This window comes from Pseudomonas sp. B21-023, from assembly GCF_024749165.1.
Lineage (GTDB): Bacteria > Pseudomonadota > Gammaproteobacteria > Pseudomonadales > Pseudomonadaceae > Aquipseudomonas.
The window spans coordinates 3,764,368-3,786,817 of sequence record NZ_CP087190.1; the positions used below are offsets into that span (position 1 = coordinate 3,764,368).

17 protein-coding genes and 1 pseudogene are annotated in these 22,450 nt (G+C 66.0%); 14 read left to right on the forward strand and 4 right to left on the reverse strand.

The genetic code is table 11. The features are described 5' to 3' along the window. Window positions 1-47: 47 nt before the first annotated feature. Complete coding sequence (locus tag LOY42_RS16880) at window positions 48-701, forward strand: HD domain-containing protein (protein WP_139672032.1); 654 nt, start codon at window positions 48-50, stop codon at window positions 699-701. A gap of 2 nt (window positions 702-703) precedes the next feature. Here LOY42_RS16880 and LOY42_RS16885 read toward each other — a convergent pair whose 3' ends face one another. Continuing rightward, entirely contained in the window at window positions 704-1,165 is a 462-nt protein-coding gene (locus LOY42_RS16885) for an Lrp/AsnC family transcriptional regulator (RefSeq protein ID WP_139672035.1), read from the reverse strand. 320 nt (window positions 1,166-1,485) lie between these two features. On the opposite strand from LOY42_RS16885, the gene LOY42_RS16895 reads away from it, so the two are divergent. From LOY42_RS16895 to glsB, 4 genes and pseudogenes are all read left to right on the forward strand, one after another. Continuing rightward, complete coding sequence (locus tag LOY42_RS16895; protein ID WP_139672038.1) at window positions 1,486-2,691, forward strand: diaminopropionate ammonia-lyase; 1,206 nt, start codon at window positions 1,486-1,488, stop codon at window positions 2,689-2,691. A gap of 97 nt (window positions 2,692-2,788) precedes the next feature. Then, window positions 2,789-3,346: pseudogene (locus LOY42_RS16900) on the forward strand (HD domain-containing protein); the annotation flags it as partial. Window positions 3,347-3,355: 9 nt separating this feature from the next. Continuing rightward, complete coding sequence (locus tag LOY42_RS16905) at window positions 3,356-3,862, forward strand: GNAT family N-acetyltransferase (RefSeq protein WP_256659329.1); 507 nt, start codon at window positions 3,356-3,358, stop codon at window positions 3,860-3,862. 149 nt (window positions 3,863-4,011) lie between these two features. Further along, window positions 4,012-4,929, forward strand: a complete 918-nt coding sequence (glsB, locus tag LOY42_RS16910; RefSeq protein ID WP_038705799.1) for a glutaminase B — start codon at window positions 4,012-4,014, stop codon at window positions 4,927-4,929. 249 nt (window positions 4,930-5,178) lie between these two features. Here glsB and LOY42_RS16915 read toward each other — a convergent pair. The 3 genes from LOY42_RS16915 to LOY42_RS16925 form a co-directional block, all read right to left on the reverse strand. Next, window positions 5,179-6,398 (reverse strand): IS3 family transposase gene (locus LOY42_RS16915; RefSeq protein WP_258598537.1). Its coding sequence is split into 2 segments (ribosomal slippage): window positions 5,179-6,050 and window positions 6,050-6,398, totalling 1,221 coding nucleotides; the frame shifts between segments, so codons are not numbered across the junction. A gap of 111 nt (window positions 6,399-6,509) precedes the next feature. Beyond that, window positions 6,510-10,730, reverse strand: coding sequence for a hemagglutinin repeat-containing protein (locus LOY42_RS16920; protein ID WP_258598538.1), 4,221 nt, complete (start codon window positions 10,728-10,730; stop codon window positions 6,510-6,512). Window positions 10,731-10,768: 38 nt separating this feature from the next. After that, a complete protein-coding gene (locus tag LOY42_RS16925) occupies window positions 10,769-12,478 on the reverse strand; it encodes a ShlB/FhaC/HecB family hemolysin secretion/activation protein (RefSeq protein WP_258598556.1) in 1,710 nt (569 codons plus the stop codon). A 546-nt stretch (window positions 12,479-13,024) separates the two neighbouring features. Here LOY42_RS16925 and LOY42_RS16930 point away from each other — a divergent pair. From LOY42_RS16930 to LOY42_RS16970, 9 genes are all read left to right on the forward strand, one after another. Further along, window positions 13,025-13,483 (forward strand): GNAT family N-acetyltransferase, encoded by a 459-nt coding sequence (locus tag LOY42_RS16930; RefSeq protein WP_139672053.1) that lies wholly within the window; start codon window positions 13,025-13,027, stop codon window positions 13,481-13,483. A gap of 169 nt (window positions 13,484-13,652) precedes the next feature. Beyond that, complete coding sequence (gene proP / locus LOY42_RS16935; protein ID WP_023631310.1) at window positions 13,653-15,155, forward strand: glycine betaine/L-proline transporter ProP; 1,503 nt, start codon at window positions 13,653-13,655, stop codon at window positions 15,153-15,155. Between the two features lie 148 nt (window positions 15,156-15,303). Next, complete coding sequence (locus LOY42_RS16940; RefSeq protein ID WP_023631311.1) at window positions 15,304-15,759, forward strand: (2Fe-2S)-binding protein; 456 nt, start codon at window positions 15,304-15,306, stop codon at window positions 15,757-15,759. Further along, complete coding sequence (locus LOY42_RS16945) at window positions 15,759-18,005, forward strand: molybdopterin cofactor-binding domain-containing protein (protein ID WP_258598558.1); 2,247 nt, start codon at window positions 15,759-15,761, stop codon at window positions 18,003-18,005. The genes LOY42_RS16940 and LOY42_RS16945 overlap by 1 nt, the downstream gene beginning before the upstream one ends. Before the next feature lie 17 nt (window positions 18,006-18,022). Next, on the forward strand, window positions 18,023-19,357 hold the full coding sequence (locus tag LOY42_RS16950) for a cytochrome c (protein ID WP_139672059.1): 1,335 nt from the start codon (window positions 18,023-18,025) through the stop codon (window positions 19,355-19,357). A 66-nt stretch (window positions 19,358-19,423) separates the two neighbouring features. Then, window positions 19,424-20,440 carry an XdhC family protein gene (locus LOY42_RS16955; RefSeq protein WP_139672062.1) on the forward strand — a complete coding sequence of 339 codons (1,017 nt, stop codon included), beginning with the start codon at window positions 19,424-19,426 and terminating at the stop codon, window positions 20,438-20,440. A gap of 189 nt (window positions 20,441-20,629) precedes the next feature. Continuing rightward, the gene (locus tag LOY42_RS16960; protein ID WP_139672065.1) at window positions 20,630-21,211 is read left to right on the forward strand and encodes a hypothetical protein; all 582 of its coding nucleotides are present in this window, start codon (window positions 20,630-20,632) and stop codon (window positions 21,209-21,211) included. Window positions 21,212-21,274: 63 nt separating this feature from the next. Continuing rightward, window positions 21,275-21,829, forward strand: a complete 555-nt coding sequence (locus LOY42_RS16965) for a lipocalin family protein (RefSeq protein WP_110698569.1) — start codon at window positions 21,275-21,277, stop codon at window positions 21,827-21,829. A gap of 220 nt (window positions 21,830-22,049) precedes the next feature. Further along, window positions 22,050-22,355, forward strand: a complete 306-nt coding sequence (locus tag LOY42_RS16970; protein WP_110698570.1) for an NIPSNAP family protein — start codon at window positions 22,050-22,052, stop codon at window positions 22,353-22,355. Window positions 22,356-22,450: the final 95 nt, after the last annotated feature.

Genomic DNA, 22,450 nt, shown 5'->3' on the forward strand with positions numbered 1-22,450 from the left:
CGCCGAACCGATGTTCAGCCCTTACCCTGATCGATGGAGCACGCTCGATGGCCAACGCGCCGTTCTTTCCCCTGCAGCCCCTGGCTGACGAACTGCTGCCCTGCCTGCCCGGCGCCTGTACCGACGGCTCCCACGACCTCGCCCATGTGCAGCGGGTGTGGAGCAACGTCCGGCGCATCCAGGCCAAGGAAGGTGGCGACCTTGAAGTGCTGCTGGCCGCCACCGTGCTGCACGACTGCGTGGCGGTGGAGAAGAACTCGCCTCTGCGTAGCCAGGCCTCGACGCTCTCGGCCAAGCGGGCCGCCGCGATCCTCACCGACAAGGGCTGGCCATCGGCACGCGTCGAGCAAGCGGCCCATGCGGTGCAGGCCCACAGTTACTCGGCGGGCATCGCGCCGCTGAGCCTGGAGGCGAGGATCCTCCAGGACAGCGACCGCCTCGATGCCCTCGGCGCGGTGGGCGTCGCCCGTTGTTTCTATGTCGCAGGGCGCATGGGCTCGTCACTGTACGACTTCGAGAATCCCACTGCCGAAGGGCGGGACCACCAGGACAACCGGTACGCCATCGAGCATTTCCACACCAAGCTGCTAAAGCTCGCCTCGGGGTTCCAGACCACCGAGGGGGCTCGCCTGGCGACGCTCCGGCATGAACGGCTGGCGTCGTTCCTGGACGACTTCATGGATGAGATCGGCGTGGCCTGAGCTCAGGTCGCCGGCACCTGCAACCCGGTCTTCACATTGCTCATCGCCACCAGCGTCTTGAAGTGCTTCACATTGTTGCTCTGGAAGAACAGCTCCCGCGTCAACTGGGTGTACTGCGCCATGTCCCGCACCAGCAGGATCAGCACGAAGTCGCATGCCCCCGCCACGTAATAGCACTGCTGAACCTGCGGGCAGGCCATGAAGGTGCGCTTCATGGCGTCGAGCAAGTCGAGCCGCTCATTCTCCACCTCCACTTCGGTGATCACCGTCAGCGTGTAACCCAGCGCCACCGGGTCGACCAGGGCCACGGTGCGCTGGATCACGCCATCGTGGGTGAGTTTCTTCAGCCGACGGTTAACCGCAGCCGACGACAGGTTCACCTGTGTGCCAAGATCGATCTGGGAAGTGCTGGCGTCACGCTGCACGGCGTCGAGCAGTGCGCGGTCGAAGGGGTCAAGGGTCATGGGAGTGGGTCCTGTCAGGCGTGTGCGAATGCAACAAGATTACGCATTTTACCTGAAAATCAATCTTTCCATACGCCACAAGCAAATACCATTTCGCTCACACCGCATGGCGTCAATGCACAGAGTGGAGGCCATACGCGCATCGCTCCGGCGGCGATGACCTTCTTGCCCATCCAGGACTGGTATCAGCCACACCCCCCGTGAGCATACTGACGACGCCCAGTTGCTCGACGGCGCGCGGATGTTGCTGGACGTGGTTGCTCAGCGACTGAGCGCCACGCAGTGACCAGATCCTACCGCCCTGCCCCCTGGAGACGTATATGCTGTTTGCCAACCCCAACGCCACCCGCCAGCCCTATCCTCGCAGCCTGCAGGTACTGATGAGCATCCGCCAGGCGAACGAAAGCCGCCAATGGCTGGCGCACTGGCCGCAACTGCGCGCCGCGGGCACGCCACTCTACGACCTGCCTGACCTGGCCGCCGAACTGGGTGTCGACCAGGTGCTGGTCAAGGATGAATCGGTGCGCTCCCCCTTGGGCAGCTTCAAGGCGTTGGGGGCGCCCATCGCCCTGGTGCGCCTGATCCTGCGCACCTTCCCCGGGCACGGCTTCACCGCCGCCGACCTGTTCGCCGGCCGACACGCCAGCGAGCTGGCCGGCTTCAGTGTGGTCAGCGCCACCGACGGCAACCATGGCCGCGCCCTGGCCGCCGCCGCGCAGAGCGTGGGGTGTCGCTGCGTCATCGTCCTGCACGCCCACGTCAGCGTGGAGCGCGATCAGGCCATTGCCGCCTACGGCGCGCAGATCATACGGGTCGAGGGCAACTACGACGCCGCGGTGGCGCACGCCGCGGCCTTGGCCCAGGCCCACGGCTGGCAGGTGGTTTCAGACACGTCCTACGATGGCTACGAGCAGATCCCCGGCGATGTCATGCAAGGTTACGGAGCCCTCGCTGCCGAACTGGTCGAGGCCGGCGGGCCAGATCCCACCTTTACCCATGTGTTCCTGCAAGGGGGCGTGGGTGGCTTGGCGGCGGGCATTGTCAGCTACCTGTGGGAGCTGATGGGTGAACAGCGCCCGACCTTCATCGTGGTCGAACCTGAGCAGGCCGACTGCCTGCTGCAAAGCGCCATGGCCGGCCAGCCCCGTGCTGCCAGCGGCTCGGTGAACTCACTGATGGCCGGACTGGCCTGCGGGAAAACCTCGCCGCTGGCATGGCGATTCCTGCAGCCAAGCGTCGACTTCTTCATGACCCTGAGCGACACCGATGCCATCGCCGCGATGCGGCGCCTGGCGCAAGGCAGTGCTCGGGACATTCCGTTGCTGGCGGGTGAGTCGGCGGTGGCCGGGCTGGCAGGGTTGGCGCAGTTGATGGCGGCGCCGGAACTGGCGGCCCAGGTGGGGCTCGGACGCGACTCGAGGGTGCTGCTGATCAGCACCGAAGGGGCTACCGCGCCGGGCCTGTATACCGAGTTGGTGGGGGAAAAGCCGGCATCGGTGCTCGCACGGCAGCAGGCGTGGAATTGAGTATCCCAGGCATGCAAACGTCAGAACCATGAAGGCCGGCAGTCGTCTGGGGTTATCATGCCGACACGCTGAACCCGCCCCAGGACATGGAGTCGCCATGAACATCGAAAAACTGCAGAACCGCCTGGACTTCCTGCGCCAGGCCGAACAACTCAAGAGCGTGCTGCGCAGCGCCCATACCTCCACCGGCCGTGCCGAAAGCACCGCCGAGCACACCTGGCGGCTGTGCCTGATGGCCATCACCTTCGCCGACGAACTGGGCGACCTCGACCTGCTCAAGGTCCTGAAAATGTGCCTGGTCCACGACCTCGGCGAGGCCATCAGCGGCGACGTGCCCGCCGTCAGCAAGCAGGGCTTCCCCGACAAGAGCCAGCAGGAGCGCGACGACCTGCTGCAGTTGATGGCGAGCCTGGATACGCCCCTGCGCGAGGAGATCATGTGGCTGTGGGAAGACTACGAAGCCGCGACGTCCGCCGAAGCCCAGGCGGTCAAGGCCCTCGACAAGTTGGAGACCCTGCTGCAGCACAACCAGGGCCGCAACCCACCGGGCTTCGACTATGCCTTCAACCTGGATTACGGCAAGCGCTACACCGCCGCCACACCGCTGTTCGAGGCCCTGCGCGGCCTGATCGACGCCGATACGCGCAGACACCTGGACAATGGCATCGCCCTGCGCGACGAACGCCCTGAAGACATCGACGCCATCGGCCAATTGACCGCAGCCGCCTTCGCCGACGCCGAGCACAGCAGCCACACCGAGCAGTTCATCGTCACCGCGCTGCGTCGGGCGGGGCAGCTCACTGTCTCGCTGGTGGCCGTGGAAGCCGGCGCTGTCGTCGGCCATGTGGCGATTTCCCCAGTCACCCTGGCGTCGGGCGCCAGCGGCTGGTTCGGCCTCGGGCCGGTGTCGGTGTCGCCGGCGCGCCAGGGGCAAGGCATCGGCTCGGCGCTGATCAATGCCGCGCTGGCCCGGTTGCATGGGTTGGCCGGCCAGGGCTGCGTGGTGCTGGGCGACCCGCGCTACTATGCCCGCTTCGGCTTCAAGGCCCAGCCGGGCCTGACCTTGCCGGGCGTGCCTGCCGAGTACTTCCAGGCCCTGGCCTTCACTGGGGACGTACCGCAAGGCGACGTACAATACCACGCCGCGTTCGAGGCAACCTCCAACGCGTAAAACGCGGTCACTGCAGGCGCGGGGCAAGCCTGCGCCTGCAGGTCACGCATCATCACAGGAATCAACGCCGGCAGATGTGCTCCGCAGCCAGCGACCATCGTCTACCTGAACGTTTTCGACCGCGTCTTTCCTCCGCACCAGGTTTTCCGATGCAAGCACTCCTGCAAGAGATCCTCGACCACGTCCGCCCCCTGCTCGTCCAGGGCCAGGTGGCGCAGTACATTCCCGCCCTCGCCCAGGTCGACCCCAACCAGCTGGGCATCGCCGTGCAGAGCCTGGACGGCCAGTTGCACTGCGCCGGGGATGCGCGCACGCCGTTCTCGATCCAGAGCATCTCCAAGGTGTTCAGCCTGGTGCAAGCGATCAACCACAGTGGCGAAGACATCTGGTCGCGGCTGGGCTACGAGCCTTCGGGGCAGGCGTTCAACTCGCTGGTGCAGCTGGAGGTGGAAAAGGGCCGGCCGCGCAACCCGTTCATCAATGCCGGGGCGCTGGTGATCTGCGACATCAACCAATCGCGCTATGCCACCCCCACCCTGTCGATGCGCGACTTCGTCCGCCGCCTGGCGGCCAATCCGCGTATCGTCAGCGACACGGTGGTGGCCGAGTCGGAGTACCAGCACCGCGCACGCAATGCGGCCATGGCGTACCTGATGCAGGCCTTCGGCAACTTCCACAATGATGTCGACGCGGTGCTGCGCAGCTACTTCCACCACTGTGCGCTGTCGATGAGCTGCGCCGACGTCGCCCGTGGCTTCGCCTTCCTGGCCAACAGCGGCTACTGCCCGCACAGCGGCGAACAAGTGCTCAGCCCGCGCCAGGCGCAGCAAGTGAATGCGATCATGGCCACCAGCGGGCTGTATGACGAGGCCGGCAATTTCGCCTACCGGGTCGGCCTGCCGGGCAAGAGCGGCGTGGGCGGCGGCATCGTCGCGGTGGTGCCGGGGCGCTACAGCATCTGCGTGTGGTCGCCGGCGCTGAACGCCTCGGGCAACTCGCTGGCGGGATTGCGGGTTCTGGAGCTGTTGAGCGAACGGATCACCGGGTCGGTGTTTTCGGCGGTCTGAACGAGGCCGTTGCAGGCAGGCGCTTGGTTGCACACATAACCTGCACGCGAGCGGGCTTGCCCCGCGATAGCGTCAGATGCCCTATGGCGTTGCCTTGTGCTATCGCGAGGCCAGGCTCGCCTCCACAGCTCTCGCACCAAGCCGAGAGGCTCAGCCCCGCCCAGCGCTATTCCGATCTAGGACACCGTCGCTATTACCAGTGTCTAGTCCTGAAATAGGTTTACACCTGTTCAGGTAGGCCGACAGACCTCAAAACGCCCGATGCACCGCATCGGGCGTTTTGTTTTTCAGGGCCATATGAGACCGTTCTGTGTTGTAGATCTGCACTGCCTCATCAACCATCTTCCTCGCCTGCTCAAGATCTTCAGGGATCCTCAACAACAGCTCCGTCTTGAGGATTCCGTTGATGCGCTCCGCCAGCGCGTTCTGATAACAGTCATACCCATCAGTCATGGAGCACTGAACGTCGTGCCGTTGGTGCAGTGACTGGTACAGCGTCGAGCAGTATTGGATGCCTCGATCCGAATGATGGACTAATGGCTGGCGACGACGTCGCTTTCGTAAGGCCTGCTTGAAGGCTTGCGCCACTGACTCGGCATGCAGGCTTTCATGGACGTGGTGGCCAACAATTTTCCTGGAGTACGCATCCGTTACCAGGCTCAGATACAGCGGGCCGTTACGTGCGGGCAGATAAGTAATGTCGGCAACCCAGACGTGCTCTGGCCTTGTCGGTACGACTTGGCTTGGGCCGGGCTTAAGTAAGTTGGGATGACGGTAGAAGCGATGAAAGCTCTGCGTTGTCTTGTGATACGCCCGCTTAGGCAGCACTAGCAAGCGGCGCTCACCCAAGACCTGGAAAAGCCTGTCTCGGCCGAGCTGGACTCGTCTGTCAGGTTGGCAATGCAGCAGATAGTGCAGCTTGCGTGTACCCAGACGAGGCTGGCGCATCCGGATTTGCTGTACGAACTCAACCACTCGATCCGTCTGGCGCTCTTTGTCATCAGCGGCTTGGTTGCGCTTGTAGTATGCCTGTCGACTGATGCCTAGAAACTGACAAGCCCTGGCAATGCTCAGTCCTGCGACTTGACCTTGCGTGAGGACTTGCCGGATCGCTTTTTTACGACCGATACACCGTAGTCATTTTTCAGAACATCAACGACCGTCTCAAAGAACTGAGCCTTCTGACTCATCAGCTCAAGCTGCTGCTCAAGCTCTTTGATTCGCTGCTCTGGAGTGAGCGTTTTGGGGTCAGACATCGCGCAGCTCCTCTCGTCGCGGATCGAGGCCCCCTGGCTCCAATCCTGCCGACCGTGCTTACGCAACCATACCAGAACCGTAGATTTTCCTTGGATGCCGTACCGCTCCCGGGCCTGGGTGCAGGTCAGCTCGCCTTTTTCGATCTGATCGACCACTGCCAATTTAAAAGACAGCGAGTAATCACGCTGTGTGCGCTTTACACCTTGATCCATCTGACTCTCCGGAAATTCGGGATGGGAGGTGTAAACCTTATTCAGGACGGGACACAGCCAACGAAAAGGGGCGCCAAGCGCCCCAGACCTCATTGGTGTAACGGAAGCCCTTCAGCCGTCGATATGCCCCTCGACCGTCAGCGGCCCGACCTTCAGCTTGCCGTCATCCAGCGACACGCTGGGCAGGCCGGCGTCAGGCAGCTTGGGCAGGTCGAGGGTGGCCTTGACCTGGTAACCGAGTGGTTTCACCTCGGCCCCGACCGTGTTCCCGCCCTGCTCCACGCCCTTGACCTGCAGCCCCAGCTCGCGCTGCGCCGCTATCTGCGACGTTTCCTGGACCCCGGCCTTGCGCACGAACTCGCCCTGCGCGTTGAACGACGGCGTGTAGCCGAAGGCGGGCTTGGCTTCGCCCTCCTTGGCCTCGCCCGGTTTGCCGACAAGGCCGGCGCCCAGGTCGAGACGCACCGAGGTGGTGGTGTCCTGACGCTCCTGGATGCTGAGCCCGCCGGCGAGCTTGCCGCCGATGTGCGGGCCTTCGACACGGGCACCGCTCAGTTGCGCCGCGCCCGTGCTGTTCAACGCCACCGTGTCGGCGGCGATCCGGCTGTTCTGCTGGGTGGTGCCCTGCAGATGGTCCACGTGCACCTTGCCGCCGAGGTCGAAGTCATGGGACGCAGTGGCCTGCTGGCCGGCGTCGGCCGGGGTATTGCGGCTCAGGTTGCCGCCGGCCTTCAGCTCGACGCCCCAGTTGTTGCGGCCCTGGGTGGACTGCGCCGACTCCAGCGCCAGGCCACCCTCGCCTGCGCCGACGTTGACGCCCGCAGCAGCGACCTGCGTGCCCTGCAGATGCACCGACTGGCCGGCCAGGTCCACATTGGCGTGGCTGTTCAGCTGGCCGCCGCTCAGGGTCTGCGAGCGTTCGTTGGTCTGGCCCACATTGAAGTTGCCGCCCAGCTTGCCGCTCAGGTCGCGGCCCTGCTCGCCGGTGGCTACCTTGCCGCCGAGGTTGAGACCGCCGCCCAGGTGGCTGCCGCTGACAGTCCGGGTGTCGCTGGCGGCCTGCAGGTCAAGAGCGCCACCGGCCTTGAGTTCGACCGGGCCCGTCGCGTCAATGCGCGTACCTTGCAAGGTCTGGTCGCCACCGCTGCCCAGCCGCACCGGGCCGCTGCCGCTGATGCTCGCCACCTGGGCCTTGCTGTCGGCACTGTGTTCGCCGGCATGATCGAGTTGCAACCCTGCGCCCAGGTCGACCTTGTCACCCACCGGCAAGGTGCCCACGGTCAGCGAGCCGCTGCCACCGAGGCTGCTGGTGTCGCGACGCTCATGGTTGCTGGCCTGCTCCAGGGCCAGCTTGCCGCCAGTGTTGACGGCCACCGCGCCCTGGCCACCGTCGAGGCGGCTGCCTTCGAAGCGGGCATCGCCGCCGACCTGGATGTTCAGGCCCTGATTGCCAGTGAAGGTGCCGACCACGGCAGTGGAACGGTCTTCGGCCAGGCGCTTGCTCCCCCCCGAACCACTGGCGGTCACATTCAGGTCCTCGCCGGTCTTGGTGTAGACCCGGGCGGATACATCGGCATTCACCTGATGTTCGCTGCGGCTGTGGGTGTTGCTGGCCGCATCGGCCTGCAACGTGCCGGCCTTGACGTTCAGCGCGCCGCCGTTGGCGTTGTACTGGGTGCCCTGATCCTTCAGCGCACCGGCCACGTCCAGCTGGACGCCCTGGCCGTTGAACTGGCTGACCACCGCGGTGCCGGTCTGCTCGCCCTGCTGCTGGCTGGCATGGCCCACGGCCAGGTCGACGCCCAGGTTCGGCGTGCCTAGCTTGCCCAGGGCTTCGGTCAGCGAGGTCTTGCCGGCAAGCACGTCCTTGACATCGCCCAGCGGCAGCTTGCCGTCGAGCGCGTCTTTCACCGACACCTTGCCGTCCACCACATCCTTGACCACCCCGGCGATCGGCCGGGCGATGTCCTTGTATTCGACATTGACGCCGACATCCGCCGTCCAGTTGCTCTGCTGGTGGCTGCTGCTGGTGGTGTCGCGAGCCGCGCGGTTGTCCACCTGGTTGGCGCTGACGCTCAGGGTGCCGGCGCTGTTGACCTGGGCGCCTTCGCTGGCCAGGGTGTCGGCCTTGATGGTCAAGCTGCCGGCGCTGTCGAGGCCGGTGGTCTTGGCAGTGCTACTGCTCGCGGCGTCCTGCTGGGTGCCATGGGCGAAGTCGACCCCGGCGCCGGCACGGTCGAGGCCGGCGGTGAGGTAGACGCCACCCCCGGTGTGGCTGCTGTCGCGGGACTCGCTGCGGCTGTCCTGCTCGGCCAGCAACAACACCTGCTTGCCGGCCAGGGTAGTGTCGCCGGCGGTGGACTTCACCGCTGCGCCCTTGACGGTCAGGTCAGCGCCGGCGGTCAGCTGAACCTCGCTGCCGCTGAGGCTGGAACCCTGCTGGCTGACCTGGCTGCCAGTGGCGCTCTGGCGATCGCTCGCATAGCCGACGCCGGCCCGATACTGCCCCGAGCCCGGCGCGGTCTCTTTGGCCGAGGCCACGAAACCACGGTTGCTGCTGGCGCTGCCGTGCTCGCGGGTGTCCTGGGCCGAGGCGACCTTCAGGTCGCCCGCCGCGTCAGCGCTCAACGCGCCGGTGGCCTTGACCGTGGAGCCGACCACCTCGATGCCTTCGGCGCTGTTCAGGCCAACGCTGCCACCGGCCACCAGCTCGCTGCGCACGGCGGTGCTTTCCCGGCTGTTCTGCTTGGCTTCGTTGTGGCTGACGCCGAAGAACTTGCTCTGCTGGTTCTGGCTGTCGCGCTGGTCGGTGCGCGAGGCGTTGCTGATCTGCACCTGTTTGCCGGCGATGCGGATGTCCTGGCCGCTGGTCAGCTGGGCACCTTCGGCCAGCACCGAAGCCTTGGCCCGCAGTTCGATATCGCCGCCCTTGAGCTGGCTGGTGACGCTGCGCTGGGTTTCGCTGCGGTTGTCCCAGTCGGCCTTCCAGAAGCCCTTGGTGTGCTTGCCCTGGTCGCTGTTGACCTGGCGTTCGGTGGCAGCGGTCAGGCGCAGGTCGCCACCGCTGTTCAGGCTCAGTTGGCCGGGCGCCTCGATGCTGGCGGCATTGACGGTGACATCCTGGCCGGCATTCGCCCGAGCATCACGCTGGGCCACGACCTGCACCCCATGCTCGCGGGTATCGCTGTCAGTCTGGGTGCGCTGGTAGGTTTCCCAATCGATGCCCAGTGCGCCGCTGCGCCAGTTCTCGCGTTTTTCCTGGAGCTTGCGGCTTTGCACGGTGCTCAGGGTGAGGTTGCGCCCGGCGTCGAGCTTGACGTCGCGCCCGGCCACGTCGGCGGCGGCCAGGGTCAGGTCCTGGGCACCATGCAGTTGCACATCGCCCTGGCTGCTGCGCACGCCCGCACGGGTCGCTTGCAGCGAGTCGGCCACGGCGGCGCCGCTGATATTCAGGTTACCCGCCGAGTCGATGCGCACGCCGTCGCGGCCTTCGATCTGCCCTGGCCCGACCCGCACCCCGGCACCCTGCGCGGTGCTGACGATATTGATGCGCCCGGCCTGCATCGCGCCGAACAGGCTGGCGTCGATACGCTGCTCGCCGCTGGCCGCGCCCCCGTCGAGCACCTTGACCTGGCCGCTGGCGTAGTCCACCTGGTTGCGCCCCACGGTAAGGTTGAGCTGGTCCCGGGCATCCAGTCGGCCCTGGCTGTCGATGCGCGGGGCGATCAGGTTGACCGAACCGCCGTCGTTGCGCAGGCCGGCGCCCTGCACCTGCAACTGGCCGTTGGCGTCCTGGGTGCCCAGGGCCTTGAGCCGGCCCGCCTCCAGCTCGGGCCGGCCCACCACCAGGCTGGCGTTGGGCGCGTTGATGAAGCTGGCACCATTGACCGAGATGCCGTTGGGGTTGGCCAACACATAGTCGGCGGCACGGCCGAAGATTTCCTGGGCGCCATTGATGGCGGAGGCATTGCGGCTGACCACTTCATTGAGGATCACGCTCGCCGCCTGGCCCTGGAACTGCGGGTTGGCCGCCAGCTCGCCGGCCAGCTGCGAGTGCCCGGCCTGCAGGGCGTTGTTCAGTACCAGGCCCTGGCGGTCGACGTTGTAGTCGAGGAACTGGTTATGCGACAGGCCCGCGCCGTTGGGGGCGACGATATTGACGATGGGCACGCCGCCCTGGGTCTGCAGTTGCGCCGTGCCCCCGGGCCCGGGGGCGACTACCACGCCGCCAGCCAGCGCCTGGGGCAGGCTGGTGGCCAGCAGCAGGCTGGCGATCGCCCAGCGCAGCTTGCCTTGCGGGGACAAATGGAAGGTAAAGGGGGTCTTGGGCATAGGTCACTCTCCATGTAGGTACTGCTAAATCGGTGCGCTCAGATCTGCACGGCGGCCCTGAACAGCCAGACTTCAGGCTCGCGCTGGTAACCGCGGGGAGTGTTGAGGCTGCGCTGGTAGTCGATGTCCAGCTGCAGCGCCTTCCAGCCCAGGTTCACGCCCAGGCTCGCGCCGCTCAGGCGCTGGCTGGCGGCGCCGTGGTCGGCCTTGATCCAGCCGTGGTCCAGGCCCAGCCGTGGGGTGACGCTCAACGGCCCCTGCGCCCGCAACGGCAGGCGGAGGGTGTTGCGCCATACCGCCCCACTGGCCCCGGACAGGCTGCTGATGCGGTAGCCGCGCACGGCCGAATCGTCGGTGCCGAGCAACTGCTCGATGGCCGGCAGCGGGTCGGGGCTGTACTGCAGGTTGAGCTGGCTCTGCCACTGCCAGGCCTGACCCAGCAGCTGGCCATTGCGCCACTGGCTGAGCCCGGCGCGGTACTTGTGGAACTGCGCCCTGGGCAGGTCGGGCACCGGGCGATCGGCGTCATCGTCGGCACCGAACCAATGCAGCCCCTGGGCATAGTTGAGGTCCAGGTTCCACACCGCGTGGTCGAGCCAGAACAGGTTGAGCCCGGCCTCGGCCACGGTCAGCGTCGGGCTCTGCACGTCCAGGCGCACCTTGGCGAACTCGCTGTCGACATCCTTGTGCGCCAGTTGCAGGCTGGCGCTCAGTTGATGGCGCTGGTCGCGCCACAGCACGCGCTCGCCGCGCAGGCTGAGCTGGTCGGTGATGCCGCGGCTATGCAAGGTCAGCGTGCTGAGCTTGACCGGCGAGCGGTACTCGGCATGGCTGGCGAACAGGCTGAAGGTCCAGTAGCCATAGGGGATCGCGTAGTACAGGCTGGCGTTGCGGCTGTAACGGTCGCCCTGGTTGAGGGTATCGCTGGCCGACAGGCTGAGCAGGTCGTTGAGTGCCAGCGGGTTGTCCAGGCCCAGGCTGAGCACGCGACGGTCGCGCCCGGTGCTGGCGCTGCCGAGGTTGTCCAGGCCCAGGCCCACGGCCACCCGTGGCTGGCCGGCGCTGCGCGGGCGCAGGATGATCCGCGAGGCGCCCGGCTGGCTGCCGGGGGCGATGTCGGCGGTCAGGTCGACCGAGCGCAGGCGGTTGAGCTGGTCCAGGCCCTGCTCCAGGTCACGCAGGTTCAGCGGCTCGCCGAGCATGCCGGGGAAGGCCCCGGCCAGCGACACCGGCAGGCGCTGGTCGGCCAGTTCGATGGCCTCCAGGTAGCCCTCGTCCACCAGGATGTCCAGCGACTGCCCGGCTGCCGGGGCGCTGCTCAGGTAGGGCCGGCTGGCGATATAGCCCTTTTCCAGGTACAGCGCGGTGATACTCGCCAGCAGCTGGTTGATCTGCCCCACGCCCATGCACGCCGCCACCAGCGGATCGATGCGCGCATCGAGGGTGGCACGGTCGATCAGGGTGACGCCGCCCACCCGCACCCCGGCCAGCGGCCAGCAGTGCGTATCCGGAGCCGCGGCCTGAGGGACCTGCGCGGATGTATCGGGCCCTGTGAACGCACCGCGCTGCAGTTGGCGGCGGCGTTGTTCCAGTTGCAGTTGCTGCAGGTCCTGTTGTTGCTGTTGCTGTTGGCGCAACACTTCCTGGCCAGGCACGAACGTCTCAGCCCGCACGTTGCCCAGGGACAGGCAAGTCAATACGACACACAGCGATACGCGGCGGCAATCAATAGCAGACAGGTACGACATACAACACCCATTCGCAGGCAAAGGCACAGCGAGAATCGCAGCACTTGGAACTTCCCGGCACGGTTACCGAGAGTTATCGGCACACGTGCAATAACTTTAGAAAGTTGAGCGTTATTCACTGAAACGCTCACGGAAAAGTTAATGACTGCCAATTACCACCCGAAGCCTGGCATGACCACCTGGTCACCCGACACCCCGTATTGCAGAGGCTAGAGGGACTGACGCGCTAGATTGTCCAACAATCAAACTTGCCGACTGTTTGAGCCAACGGTACTTCTAGACACGAGCGGGAGACACCGGACTTTAGTCGCATGCCGCCTACGCACAGCAACTTGGAAACACACAAGAGGATTCTACCTCGGTGAAACGCGCCGAAACTAAGCCGAATAATTGGCCCGTGCGGCGACGGTTCGTGCTGAACTTTCGACTCTATTGAAGCGACTGCCCTCGAATGCACTTGCAACTCGAGTACGCGTTAGAGGCCTGGTGTATGCTCGCGACATCACAGCCCACCGCACTGAAATGCCCCTCGACAAGGACAACAGCATGCCCCGCCTGGACTGGCTTGAACACCACATGGCCCACAGCGATACCCTCGCCCAGTGGCTGCACCAACAGTTCCACTACGAGTACGCGGACGTGCCGCTTAGCGACTGGCAACGCGAGTTCGCCGAAGGCCAGCGCAACGGCCAATGGCGATGCCTGGTCGCCCTCGACGGCGACCGCCTGCTGGGCAGCGCCGCCCTGGCCAGCGACGACCTGCCCGGGCGCAGCGACCTTGGTCCGTGGCTGGCCTGCGTGTTCGTCACCCCGCAAGCACGAGGGCAAGGCCTGGCGGAGCAACTGATCGAAGGCATCTGCGACCATGCACGCAGCAGCGGAGTCTCCACGCTCTACCTGCACACCCACGACCAGAGCGCCTACTACGCCAAGCGTGGCTGGGCACCGCTGGAACCCTTCGAGGCCTGGGGGCAGCAGCACTGGCTGATGTCACGCACGCTCTGATCGCTTGCCCGATGGCCTCTGTAGAAGCGGGCTTGCCCCGCGCCAGGGCCATCCATGCCGCACACAAATGATCCAGTAGGGAATTATTTAGCGCGCCGTTGTATCTGACCCTAGGTACAAGGCTGGCCAAACCATGGCCATGCCCCCAAGCCTTCAAGGACAACGGCCCATGAAATCACGCAGAAAACCCGTCAAGCCCATCGGCTTGAAGGACATCACCATCGTCGACGACGCCAAGATGCGCAAGGCCATCACCGCCGCCGCCCTGGGCAACGCGATGGAATGGTTCGACTTTGGCGTCTACGGCTTCGTCGCCTATGCCCTGGGCAAGGTGTTCTTCCCCAACGCCAGCCCCGGCGTGCAGATGATCGCGGCGCTGGCCACCTTCTCCGTGCCCTTCCTGATCCGCCCGCTGGGCGGGCTGTTCTTCGGCGCCCTGGGCGACCGCTACGGGCGCCAGAAAGTGCTGGCCGCGACCATCGTGATCATGTCCCTGAGCACCTTCGCCATCGGCCTGATCCCCTCCTACGCCAGCATCGGCATCTGGGCGCCGATCCTGCTGTTGCTGGCGAAGATGGCCCAGGGCTTCTCGGTGGGCGGTGAATACACCGGCGCCTCGATCTTCGTCGCCGAGTACGCCCCGGACCGCAAGCGCGGCTTCCTCGGCAGCTGGCTGGACTTCGGCTCGATCGCCGGCTTTGTCCTCGGCGCCGGCGTGGTGGTGCTGATCTCGACGCTCCTCGGCGAGGAACAGTTCCTCGAATGGGGCTGGCGCCTGCCGTTCTTCCTGGCCCTGCCGCTGGGCCTGATCGGCCTGTACCTGCGCCACGCGCTGGAAGAAACCCCGGCCTTCCAGCAACACGTCGAAAAACTCGAGCAAGGTGACCGCGAAGGCCTGGCCAGCGGCCCGAAAGTTTCGTTCAAGGAGGTGGCGACCCAGCACTGGCGCAGCCTGCTGACCTGCATCGGCGTGGTGATCGCCACCAACGTCACCTACTACATGCTGCTCACCTACATGCCCAGCTACCTCTCGCACAACCTGCACTACAGCGAAGACCACGGCGTGCTGATCATCATCGCGATCATGGTCGGCATGCTGTTCGTGCAGCCGATCATCGGCCTGCTCAGCGACAAGTGGGGGCGCAAGCCGTTCATCATCATCGGCAGCGTCGGCCTGTTCGCCCTGGCGATCCCGGCGTTCATGCTGATCACCAGCGGCAAGCTGGCGGTGATCTTCGCCGGCCTGTTGATCCTCGCCGTGCTGCTGAACTTCTTCATCGGCGTGATGGCCTCGACCCTGCCGGCGATGTTCCCCACGCATATCCGCTACAGCGCCCTGGCCAGCGCCTTCAACATCTCGGTGCTGATCGCCGGCCTGACCCCGACCCTCGCCGCCTGGCTGGTGGAAACCACCGACAACCTGTACATGCCGGCTTATTACCTGATGGTGATCGCCGTGATCGGCCTGCTCACCGGCCTGACCATGAAGGAGACCGCCAACCGCCCGCTGCGCGGCGCCGCCCCGGCCGCCTCGGATATCGACGAAGCCCGCGAACTGCTGCAGGAGCACCACGACAATATCGAACAGAAGATCGAGGACATCGACGCGCAGATCGCCGAGCTGGAGGCCAAGCGCAAGACCCTGGCCCAGCAGCACCCGCGCATCGATTGAGGAGGCTTGCGCATTCCACCGGATTGCTTGCCTGATCCTCTGAACCTGCGGGGTGCATCGATTGCGCAACGGGGCCATGTGCTAGCGTTTCTGGATTGGGGAACAGCGTATTCCCCGCTTCCAGAACCGATGATCAGCAGGTGAGCCCATGGAACTAAGAATCAACCAGCAGACCTACCAGGTCGAGGCTGACGCCGACACGCCCTTGCTCTGGGTGATCCGCGATGACCTGGGCCTGACCGGCACCAAGTACGGTTGCGGCCTGGCCCAATGCGGCGCCTGCTCGGTGCTGGTGGACGGCAATGTGGTGCGCGCCTGCGTCACCCCGGTGGCCGGCGTGGTCGGTCGTGAAGTCACCACCATCGAGGCCATCGAAGCCGACGCCGTGGGCAAGCGAGTGGTCGCCGCCTGGGTCGAGCACCAGGTGGCCCAGTGCGGCTACTGCCAGTCCGGCCAGGTGATGGCGGCCACTGCGCTGCTCAAGCACACCCCCAAGCCCAGCACCGAACAGATCGACGCGGCCATGGTCAACCTGTGCCGTTGCGGCACCTACAACGCCATCCATGCCGCCGTGCACGAACTGGCCCAAGGGGAGAACGCCTGATGAACGCGCGTATCGACACCCCTGACGACCTGGCACGGCTGCGCAGCGGCGAAACGGTCAACCTGTCGCGCCGGCGTTTTCTCGCCGGCAGCGCCATCGGTGCCCTGGTGCTGGGCTTCGGCCTGCAGCTGGGCTCGGCGCGGGTACAGGCCGCCGCCGCGACCACTGAGCGCGGCACCCAGGTGCCGGCCTTCCTGGAAATCCGCGCGGACGGCAGCGTGCACCTGCTCAGCCCGTTCATGGAGGGCGGGCAAGGGGTCAACACGGCCATGGCGCAGATCATCGGCGAGGAACTGGACGCCGACCCGGCCACCTTCGTGGTCGAAAGCGCGCCAGCGGGCGAGGCCTACGTGGTGATGGAGAACGGCCTGCGCATCACCGGCGGCAGCATGTCGGTGCGCATGAGCTACCCGACCATGCGCCGCCTCGGCGCCCTGGCCCGCGCCATGCTGCTGCAGGCCGGCGCCGAGCAGTTGGGCGTGCCAGTTGGTGAATTGAGCACCGAGCCTGGCAAGGTGGTGCACGCGGCCTCGGGCCGTGCGCTGGGCTACGGCGAACTGGCCGCCAAGGCCATGGACCTGCCGGTGCCCGACCCTGCCAGCGTCAAGCTGCGCGACCCCAGCCAGTTCCGCTGGATCGGCAAGCCGGTGCAGCGCCTCGACGCCTACGACAAGTCCACCGGCAAGGCCGTCTACAGCATCGACGTCAAGGTCGACGGCATGCTCCACGCCGCCGTGCAGCATGCCCCGCGCCTGGGCATGACCGTAGGCAACCTGCGCAACGAGGAACAGGTCAAGGCCATGAAGGGCGTGCACTCGGTGCATCAACTGCCCGGTGCGGTCGCCGTGGTCGCCGAACGCTGGTGGCACGCCAAGCGCGCGGTGGAAGCGCTGCAGGTGGACTGGAAGGAAGTGGCCGCCGACAGCCAGGTGCGGCCTATGCCTGCCGATTTTTCCAGCGATGGCTGGCGCGAACACCTGGCCGCCCAGACCGGGCCGAGCCGCGACGAGGAAAACCAGGGCGATGTCGCCAGCGCCCTGGCCGGGGCCAAGACCAAGGTCGAGGCCACCTACCACAACCAGTTCCTCAACCACGCGCAGTTGGAGCCGCCCTCCGCCACCGCCCGTTTCAACCCCGACGGCTCGCTGGAAGTGTGGCTGCCCAACCAGGCCCAGGACATGTTCCGCGACGATATCGCCAAGCGCACCGGCCTGGACCCGGCGCGGATCACCCTGCATTCGCCCCTGCTCGGCGGTTTCTTCGGCCGGCACTTCCTGTACGACTCGGCCAACCCCTACCCGCAGGCCATCGCCCTGGCCAAGGCGGTCGGCAGGCCGGTGAAACTGATCTGGAGCCGCGAGGAGGAGTTCCTGCGCGATGCCATGCGCCCCATGGCCGTGGTCAAGTTCCGCGCCGCGCTGGACGAGAAAGGCCTGCCGGTGGCCATCGAGGCGATCAGCGCCACCGAAGGCCCGACCGAGGCCATTGCCGGCAAGCAGGGCGACACGGTCGACCCCACCGCCCTCGAAGGACTGTCGGGCAAGGCCTACGCCATCGCCAACAAGCGCATCGCGCAGATCTATGTCAAAGGCCCGGCCATGCTCGGCTACTGGCGCTCGGTGGGCAATTCGCTGAACGACTTCTTCTACGAGTCGTTCCTCGACGAGCTGGCCGACAAGGGCGGCCACGATCCCTTCGAGCTGCGCCTGCAGCTACTGCGGGACAACTCGCGCCTGACCGCCCTGCTGCAAGCGGTGGGCGAATTGTCCGGCGGCTGGAAGCGCGGCCCGTTCACCGCCGAGGACGGCAGCAAGCGCGCCCGCGGCGTGGCCATGGCCTCGCCATTCGGCTCGGAGGCGGCGGTCATCGCCGAAGTGTCGCTGGAGGGTGGCCAGGTCAAGGTGCACGATATCTGGCAGGCCATCGACCCGGGCAGCATCGTCAACCCGGCGATCATCGAGGCCCAGGTCAACAGCGCGGTATCCCTGGGCCTGTCCCAGGTGCTGCTGGAAGAATCGGTGTGGCTGAACGGCATGCCACGGGCGCGCAACTACGACCTGTACCCGGTGCTGCCGCCATCGCGCATGGCCCGGGTGCATGTGCGCATCGTCGAGAGCGGGGCGAAGATGGGCGGCATCGGTGAACCGCCGCTGCCGGCGGTCGCGCCTGCGGTGGCCAACGCCGTGGCGCAGCTCACCGGCCAGCGCGTGCGCAGCATGCCCCTGAGCCGCCATACCTTCAGCTGACACGACAAGGACAGCCCATGAACAACAGCCGATTCGCAAGAACCGCAGGCTGGCTGGCTTTGCCGTGCCTGGTCGCGGCAGGCCTGCTGGCCTGGTACGTCACCCGCGAGCCTGCCTCGCCCTTCAGCGCCTCGGACAGCGCCGACGCCGCCCTGGTCAGCCGCGGCGAATACGTCGCCCGCCTCAGCGACTGCGTGGCCTGCCACAGCCTGCCGGGCAAGGCGCCCTTTGCCGGAGGCCTGGAAATGGCCACGCCGCTGGGGGCGATCCATGCCACCAACATCACCCCGGATCGCGACCACGGCATCGGCGCCTACAGCCTGGCCGACTTCGACCGTGCCGTGCGCCAGGGCGTGGCGCCGAGAGGGCGACGGCTGTACCCGGCCATGCCCTACCCGTCCTATGCCAAGCTCAGCGATGACGATGTACGGGCGCTCTACGCGTTCTTCATGAAGGGCGTGCAACCGGCAGCCGAAGCCAATATACCCAGCAGCATTCCCTGGCCATTGAACCTGCGCTGGCCCATCGCCCTGTGGAACGGCCTCTTCGCACCGACCACCGCCTATGCGCAGAAACCCGACCAGGATCCGCTGTGGAATCGCGGCGCCTACATCGTCCAGGGCCCCGGCCACTGCGGCAGCTGCCATACGCCTCGGGGCCTGGCCTTCAACGAGAAAGCCCTGGACGAAAGCGGCGCGCCGTTCCTCGCCGGGGCCCTGCTCGATGGCTGGTACGCGCCGAGCCTGCGCCAGGACCACAACACCGGGCTCGGGCGCTGGAGCGAAGCCGAGATCGTGCAGTTCCTCAAGACCGGGCGCAATCACCATGCGGTGGTGTACGGCTCGATGACCGAGGCGTTCAACAACTCCACGCAGTTCATGAGCGACGACGACCTGGGCGCGATCGCCCGCTACCTCAAGGCATTGCCCGGTGACCCTCGACGTGATGGTGCGCCCTGGCAGTACCAGGCGACGGCCGCCGCGTCTGATGCGCCCGGCGCGCACACCTACGCGACCCGTTGCGCCAGCTGCCATGGCGCGGATGGCAAGGGCCAGGCCGAGTGGATGCCGCCGCTGGCGGGGGCCACCTCGATGCTGGCCGCAGAGAATGCCTCGGCGATCAACATCACCCTCAACGGCTCGCAGCGCATCGTCGCCGCCGGGGTGCCGGACGCCTACCGCATGCCGGCGTTCCGCGAGCAGCTGTCGGACCGGGAGATCGCCGAGGTGCTGAGTTTCGCCCGCAGTGCCTGGGGCAATCAGGGTGGCGCGGTGCAGGCCAAGGCGGTGGGCGAGCTGCGCGGGCATACCGACCCTGCCAGCAGCAGCCCGATCATCCTGCATATGCGCTGATACCGCCATCGCGGGGCAAGCCCGCTCCCACGTGTGAAGCGTGGAGCACAGACAACCGAGGACACCATGGAAAGCATCGACCTGCTGGTCCTGCGCACCACCCACGACTGGCTCCAGGCCGGGCACCGCGTGCTGCTCGCCACTGTCGCCCGTACCTGGGGCTCCTCCCCTCGCCCGGTCGGCTCGATGATGGCGCTGCGCAACGATGGCCGGGTGGTTGGCAGCGTGTCCGGCGGCTGCATCGAAGACGACCTGATTCATCGCTACACCACCGCCTATGGCGGCCCCGGCCTGCCCCAGGGCAGGCCCGAGGTGATTCGCTATGGCGTCAGCGCCGACGATGCCCACCGCTTCGGCCTGCCCTGTGGCGGCACCCTGGAGCTGATCCTGGAATTCGAACCGGCCGCGTTGCCCCTGCTGCAACTGCTGGAGCACCTCGACCAGGGCCGGCTGATGCGCCGCCGACTGGCCCTGCAAAGCGGCGCGGTGAGCCTGGCAGCCACCGCCACCCCCGAGCAGTTCAGCTTCGACGGCCAGCACATGGTCAACACCCTCGGTCCCGGCTACCGCATGCTGCTGATCGGCGCCGGGGCACTGGCCGAATACCTGGCGACCATGGCCTTGTTCAACGGTTTTCGGGTGGCGGTGTGCGACCCTCGCCCCGAACACATGGCCACCTGGGCGGTGGCCGGCGTCGAGCACCTCAAGGGCATGCCGGACGATGCGGTACGCGCCTTCAACGCAGACCTGCGTACCTGCATCATCGCCGTCAGCCATGACCCCAAGCTCGACGACCTGGCGCTGCTCGAGGCCCTGCACAGCCCGGCGTTCTACATTGGCGCCATCGGCTCGCGGCGCAACAGCCAGCTGCGCCGCGAGCGCTTGATAGAGCATTTCGGCGAGAGCGAGGCCTCGTTGCAACGACTGCATGGCCCCATCGGCATCTACATCGGCAGCAAGACCCCGGCGGAGATCGCGGTGAGCGTGATGGCCGAAGTGCTGGCCGCCAAGAATGCCGTGAGCTTGCCGGGGGCGGTGAGCGTATCCGGGGCCAAGCGCGAGCGTGACCATCAACCTTCGTAATGCCTGAACCGGCCTCATCGCGGGGCAAGCCCGCTCCCACGTTGGTACTGCTCGCAACTCTGCTGGCTGACGATCGTGGGAGCGGGCTTGCCCCGCGATGAGACCGACACGCTCCACACATCTGCCAACCTGTGTCTATGCTTCTTCTCGCATACATCCACCGGTATCGACCACAAGGAAGACAGGCCAATGACTGCCACCCTCGCACGCGCTGTTGCTTTCGCCTCGTTAGTGTCCGCCGCCAGCCTCGCCGCCCACGCCGCCGAACTGCCCATCGCCAGCGAGGCGCTGGAAAGCCATATCACCACCGAAGTGACCAAGATCGACCTGCCCAACCGCCAGGTCACGGTCAAGGGTCCCCACGACAAGGACGTGACCTTCCAGCTCACCGAACAGGCCAAGGCCCTGCCCAACCTCAAGGTCGGCGACCAGGTCGACATCAAAGTCACCCGTGCCATCGCCTATGTACTGAACACCAATGTCGGCGGCGCGCCCAAGGCCTCCGAGGAATCGGGCACCATCCGCGCCACCGCGGCCAACCCCAACCCAGGTGGCGAGGCTTTCCGCCAGGTCAAGGTCACCTCGCAGATCAAGAAGATCGACCTGAACACTCATGAAGTCACCCTGCTGCCGCCCGAAGGCAAACTGCAGGTGGTCAAGGTCGAGAATCCCGAACTGCAGGCACGCATGAAAAACCTCAAGGTCGACCAGACCGTCGAAGCCATCTTCACCGAAGTACTGAGCGTGGAAACTTCCCGCCCAGCCCAGTAAAACCTTTGGCCGGCCCGCGCATCGAAAGCCATGTGAGCCTTTCCCCCCTTCAGGAGGTTTCCCATGGCGATGCGCCTGGCCGTGCCGTTTTGCTGCTGCCTTACCCTCGCGCTCACGGGCTGCACCAGCGCCCGCGACGAGCAGCCACCGCCTACCACGCAACAGGTCGAGCTCCAGCGCTATCAGGGCACCTGGTATGAACTGGCGCGCCTGCCGATGTTCTTCCAGCGCAATTGCGTGCAGTCCGAGGCCCGTTATGGCCTGCGCGAGGACGGGCGCATCGACGTCTCCAACCGCTGCCTGGAAAAGGACGGCCAATGGAACCAGGCCAATGGCATCGCCGAGGCGCAGGTACCCGGCCGCACCGACAAGCTCTGGGTGCGCTTCGACAACTGGTTCAGCCGCCTGGCACCGGACCTGACCAAGGGCGAATACTGGGTGCTGTATCACGACGCGGATTACCGCGTGGCCGTGGTCGGCCACCCGAACCGCGAATACCTGTGGCTGCTGTCGCGCACCCCCACTGTCAGTGACCAGACCCGTGACCAGCTACTGGCGCTGGCGCGCAAGCAGGGTTATCCCACCGAGCAATTGATCTGGCGCCAGGCCAAACTCTAGTGTGGTGTTTCACAAATAACGACCATAACTCGCGGCGCTTTTTGCGCTCATGCGGCGTTGTCGCTCCTCGCCGTAGCTGGGCTACGACTCGTCGCGACGCCTTGCCTGAGCGCAAAAATCGCTCGCGAGTTATTGGCCGTATTTGCAAAACACCACACTAGCTGCCCACGCCCACGCCCTGTAAGGTGAGCCACCCGGCTCACCCAAAGGATTGCGTGCAATGATCACCTGCCACCTCAAGTACATCATCGACCCCTACCAGGTCCCCGCCTTCGAAGCCTACGGCAAGCTGTGGATCGGCCTGGTCAACCGCATGGGCGGCAGCCATCACGGCTACTTCCTGCCCAGCGAAGGCGCCAACAATGTCGCCTATGCCCTGTTCAGCTTCCCCAGCCTGGCGGCCTACGAGCAGTACCGCAAAGCTTCGGAAACCGACCCCGAGTGCATCGCCGCCTTTGCCCTGGCCACCGAGCAGCGTTTCATCCTCAGCTATGAGCGCAGCTTCCTGCGGCCCGTGCTCGACTGAATTTCCCAGGCAAGACCCAGGCTCCTGCAGGCGCCGGTAAAGCCAACGGCAAACGCCACTGAACTATTGCACCTCGATCACGATCCTCACCTAAG

Coding starts and splice junctions, on each gene's coding strand:
- LOY42_RS16965 (WP_110698569.1), top strand. CDS start 21,275: ATGGCGATGCGCCTGGCCGTGCCGTTTTGCTGCTGCCTTACCCTCGCG.
- LOY42_RS16920 (WP_258598538.1), bottom strand. CDS start 10,730: ATGCCCAAGACCCCCTTTACCTTCCATTTGTCCCCGCAAGGCAAGCTG.
- LOY42_RS16880 (WP_139672032.1), top strand. CDS start 48: ATGGCCAACGCGCCGTTCTTTCCCCTGCAGCCCCTGGCTGACGAACTG.
- LOY42_RS16955 (WP_139672062.1), top strand. CDS start 19,424: ATGGAAAGCATCGACCTGCTGGTCCTGCGCACCACCCACGACTGGCTC.
- LOY42_RS16950 (WP_139672059.1), top strand. CDS start 18,023: ATGAACAACAGCCGATTCGCAAGAACCGCAGGCTGGCTGGCTTTGCCG.
- LOY42_RS16940 (WP_023631311.1), top strand. CDS start 15,304: ATGGAACTAAGAATCAACCAGCAGACCTACCAGGTCGAGGCTGACGCC.
- LOY42_RS16895 (WP_139672038.1), top strand. CDS start 1,486: ATGCTGTTTGCCAACCCCAACGCCACCCGCCAGCCCTATCCTCGCAGC.
- glsB (WP_038705799.1), top strand. CDS start 4,012: ATGCAAGCACTCCTGCAAGAGATCCTCGACCACGTCCGCCCCCTGCTC.
- LOY42_RS16885 (WP_139672035.1), bottom strand. CDS start 1,165: ATGACCCTTGACCCCTTCGACCGCGCACTGCTCGACGCCGTGCAGCGT.
- LOY42_RS16970 (WP_110698570.1), top strand. CDS start 22,050: ATGATCACCTGCCACCTCAAGTACATCATCGACCCCTACCAGGTCCCC.
- LOY42_RS16945 (WP_258598558.1), top strand. CDS start 15,759: ATGAACGCGCGTATCGACACCCCTGACGACCTGGCACGGCTGCGCAGC.
- proP (WP_023631310.1), top strand. CDS start 13,653: ATGAAATCACGCAGAAAACCCGTCAAGCCCATCGGCTTGAAGGACATC.
- LOY42_RS16930 (WP_139672053.1), top strand. CDS start 13,025: ATGCCCCGCCTGGACTGGCTTGAACACCACATGGCCCACAGCGATACC.
- LOY42_RS16960 (WP_139672065.1), top strand. CDS start 20,630: ATGACTGCCACCCTCGCACGCGCTGTTGCTTTCGCCTCGTTAGTGTCC.
- LOY42_RS16925 (WP_258598556.1), bottom strand. CDS start 12,478: ATGTCGTACCTGTCTGCTATTGATTGCCGCCGCGTATCGCTGTGTGTC.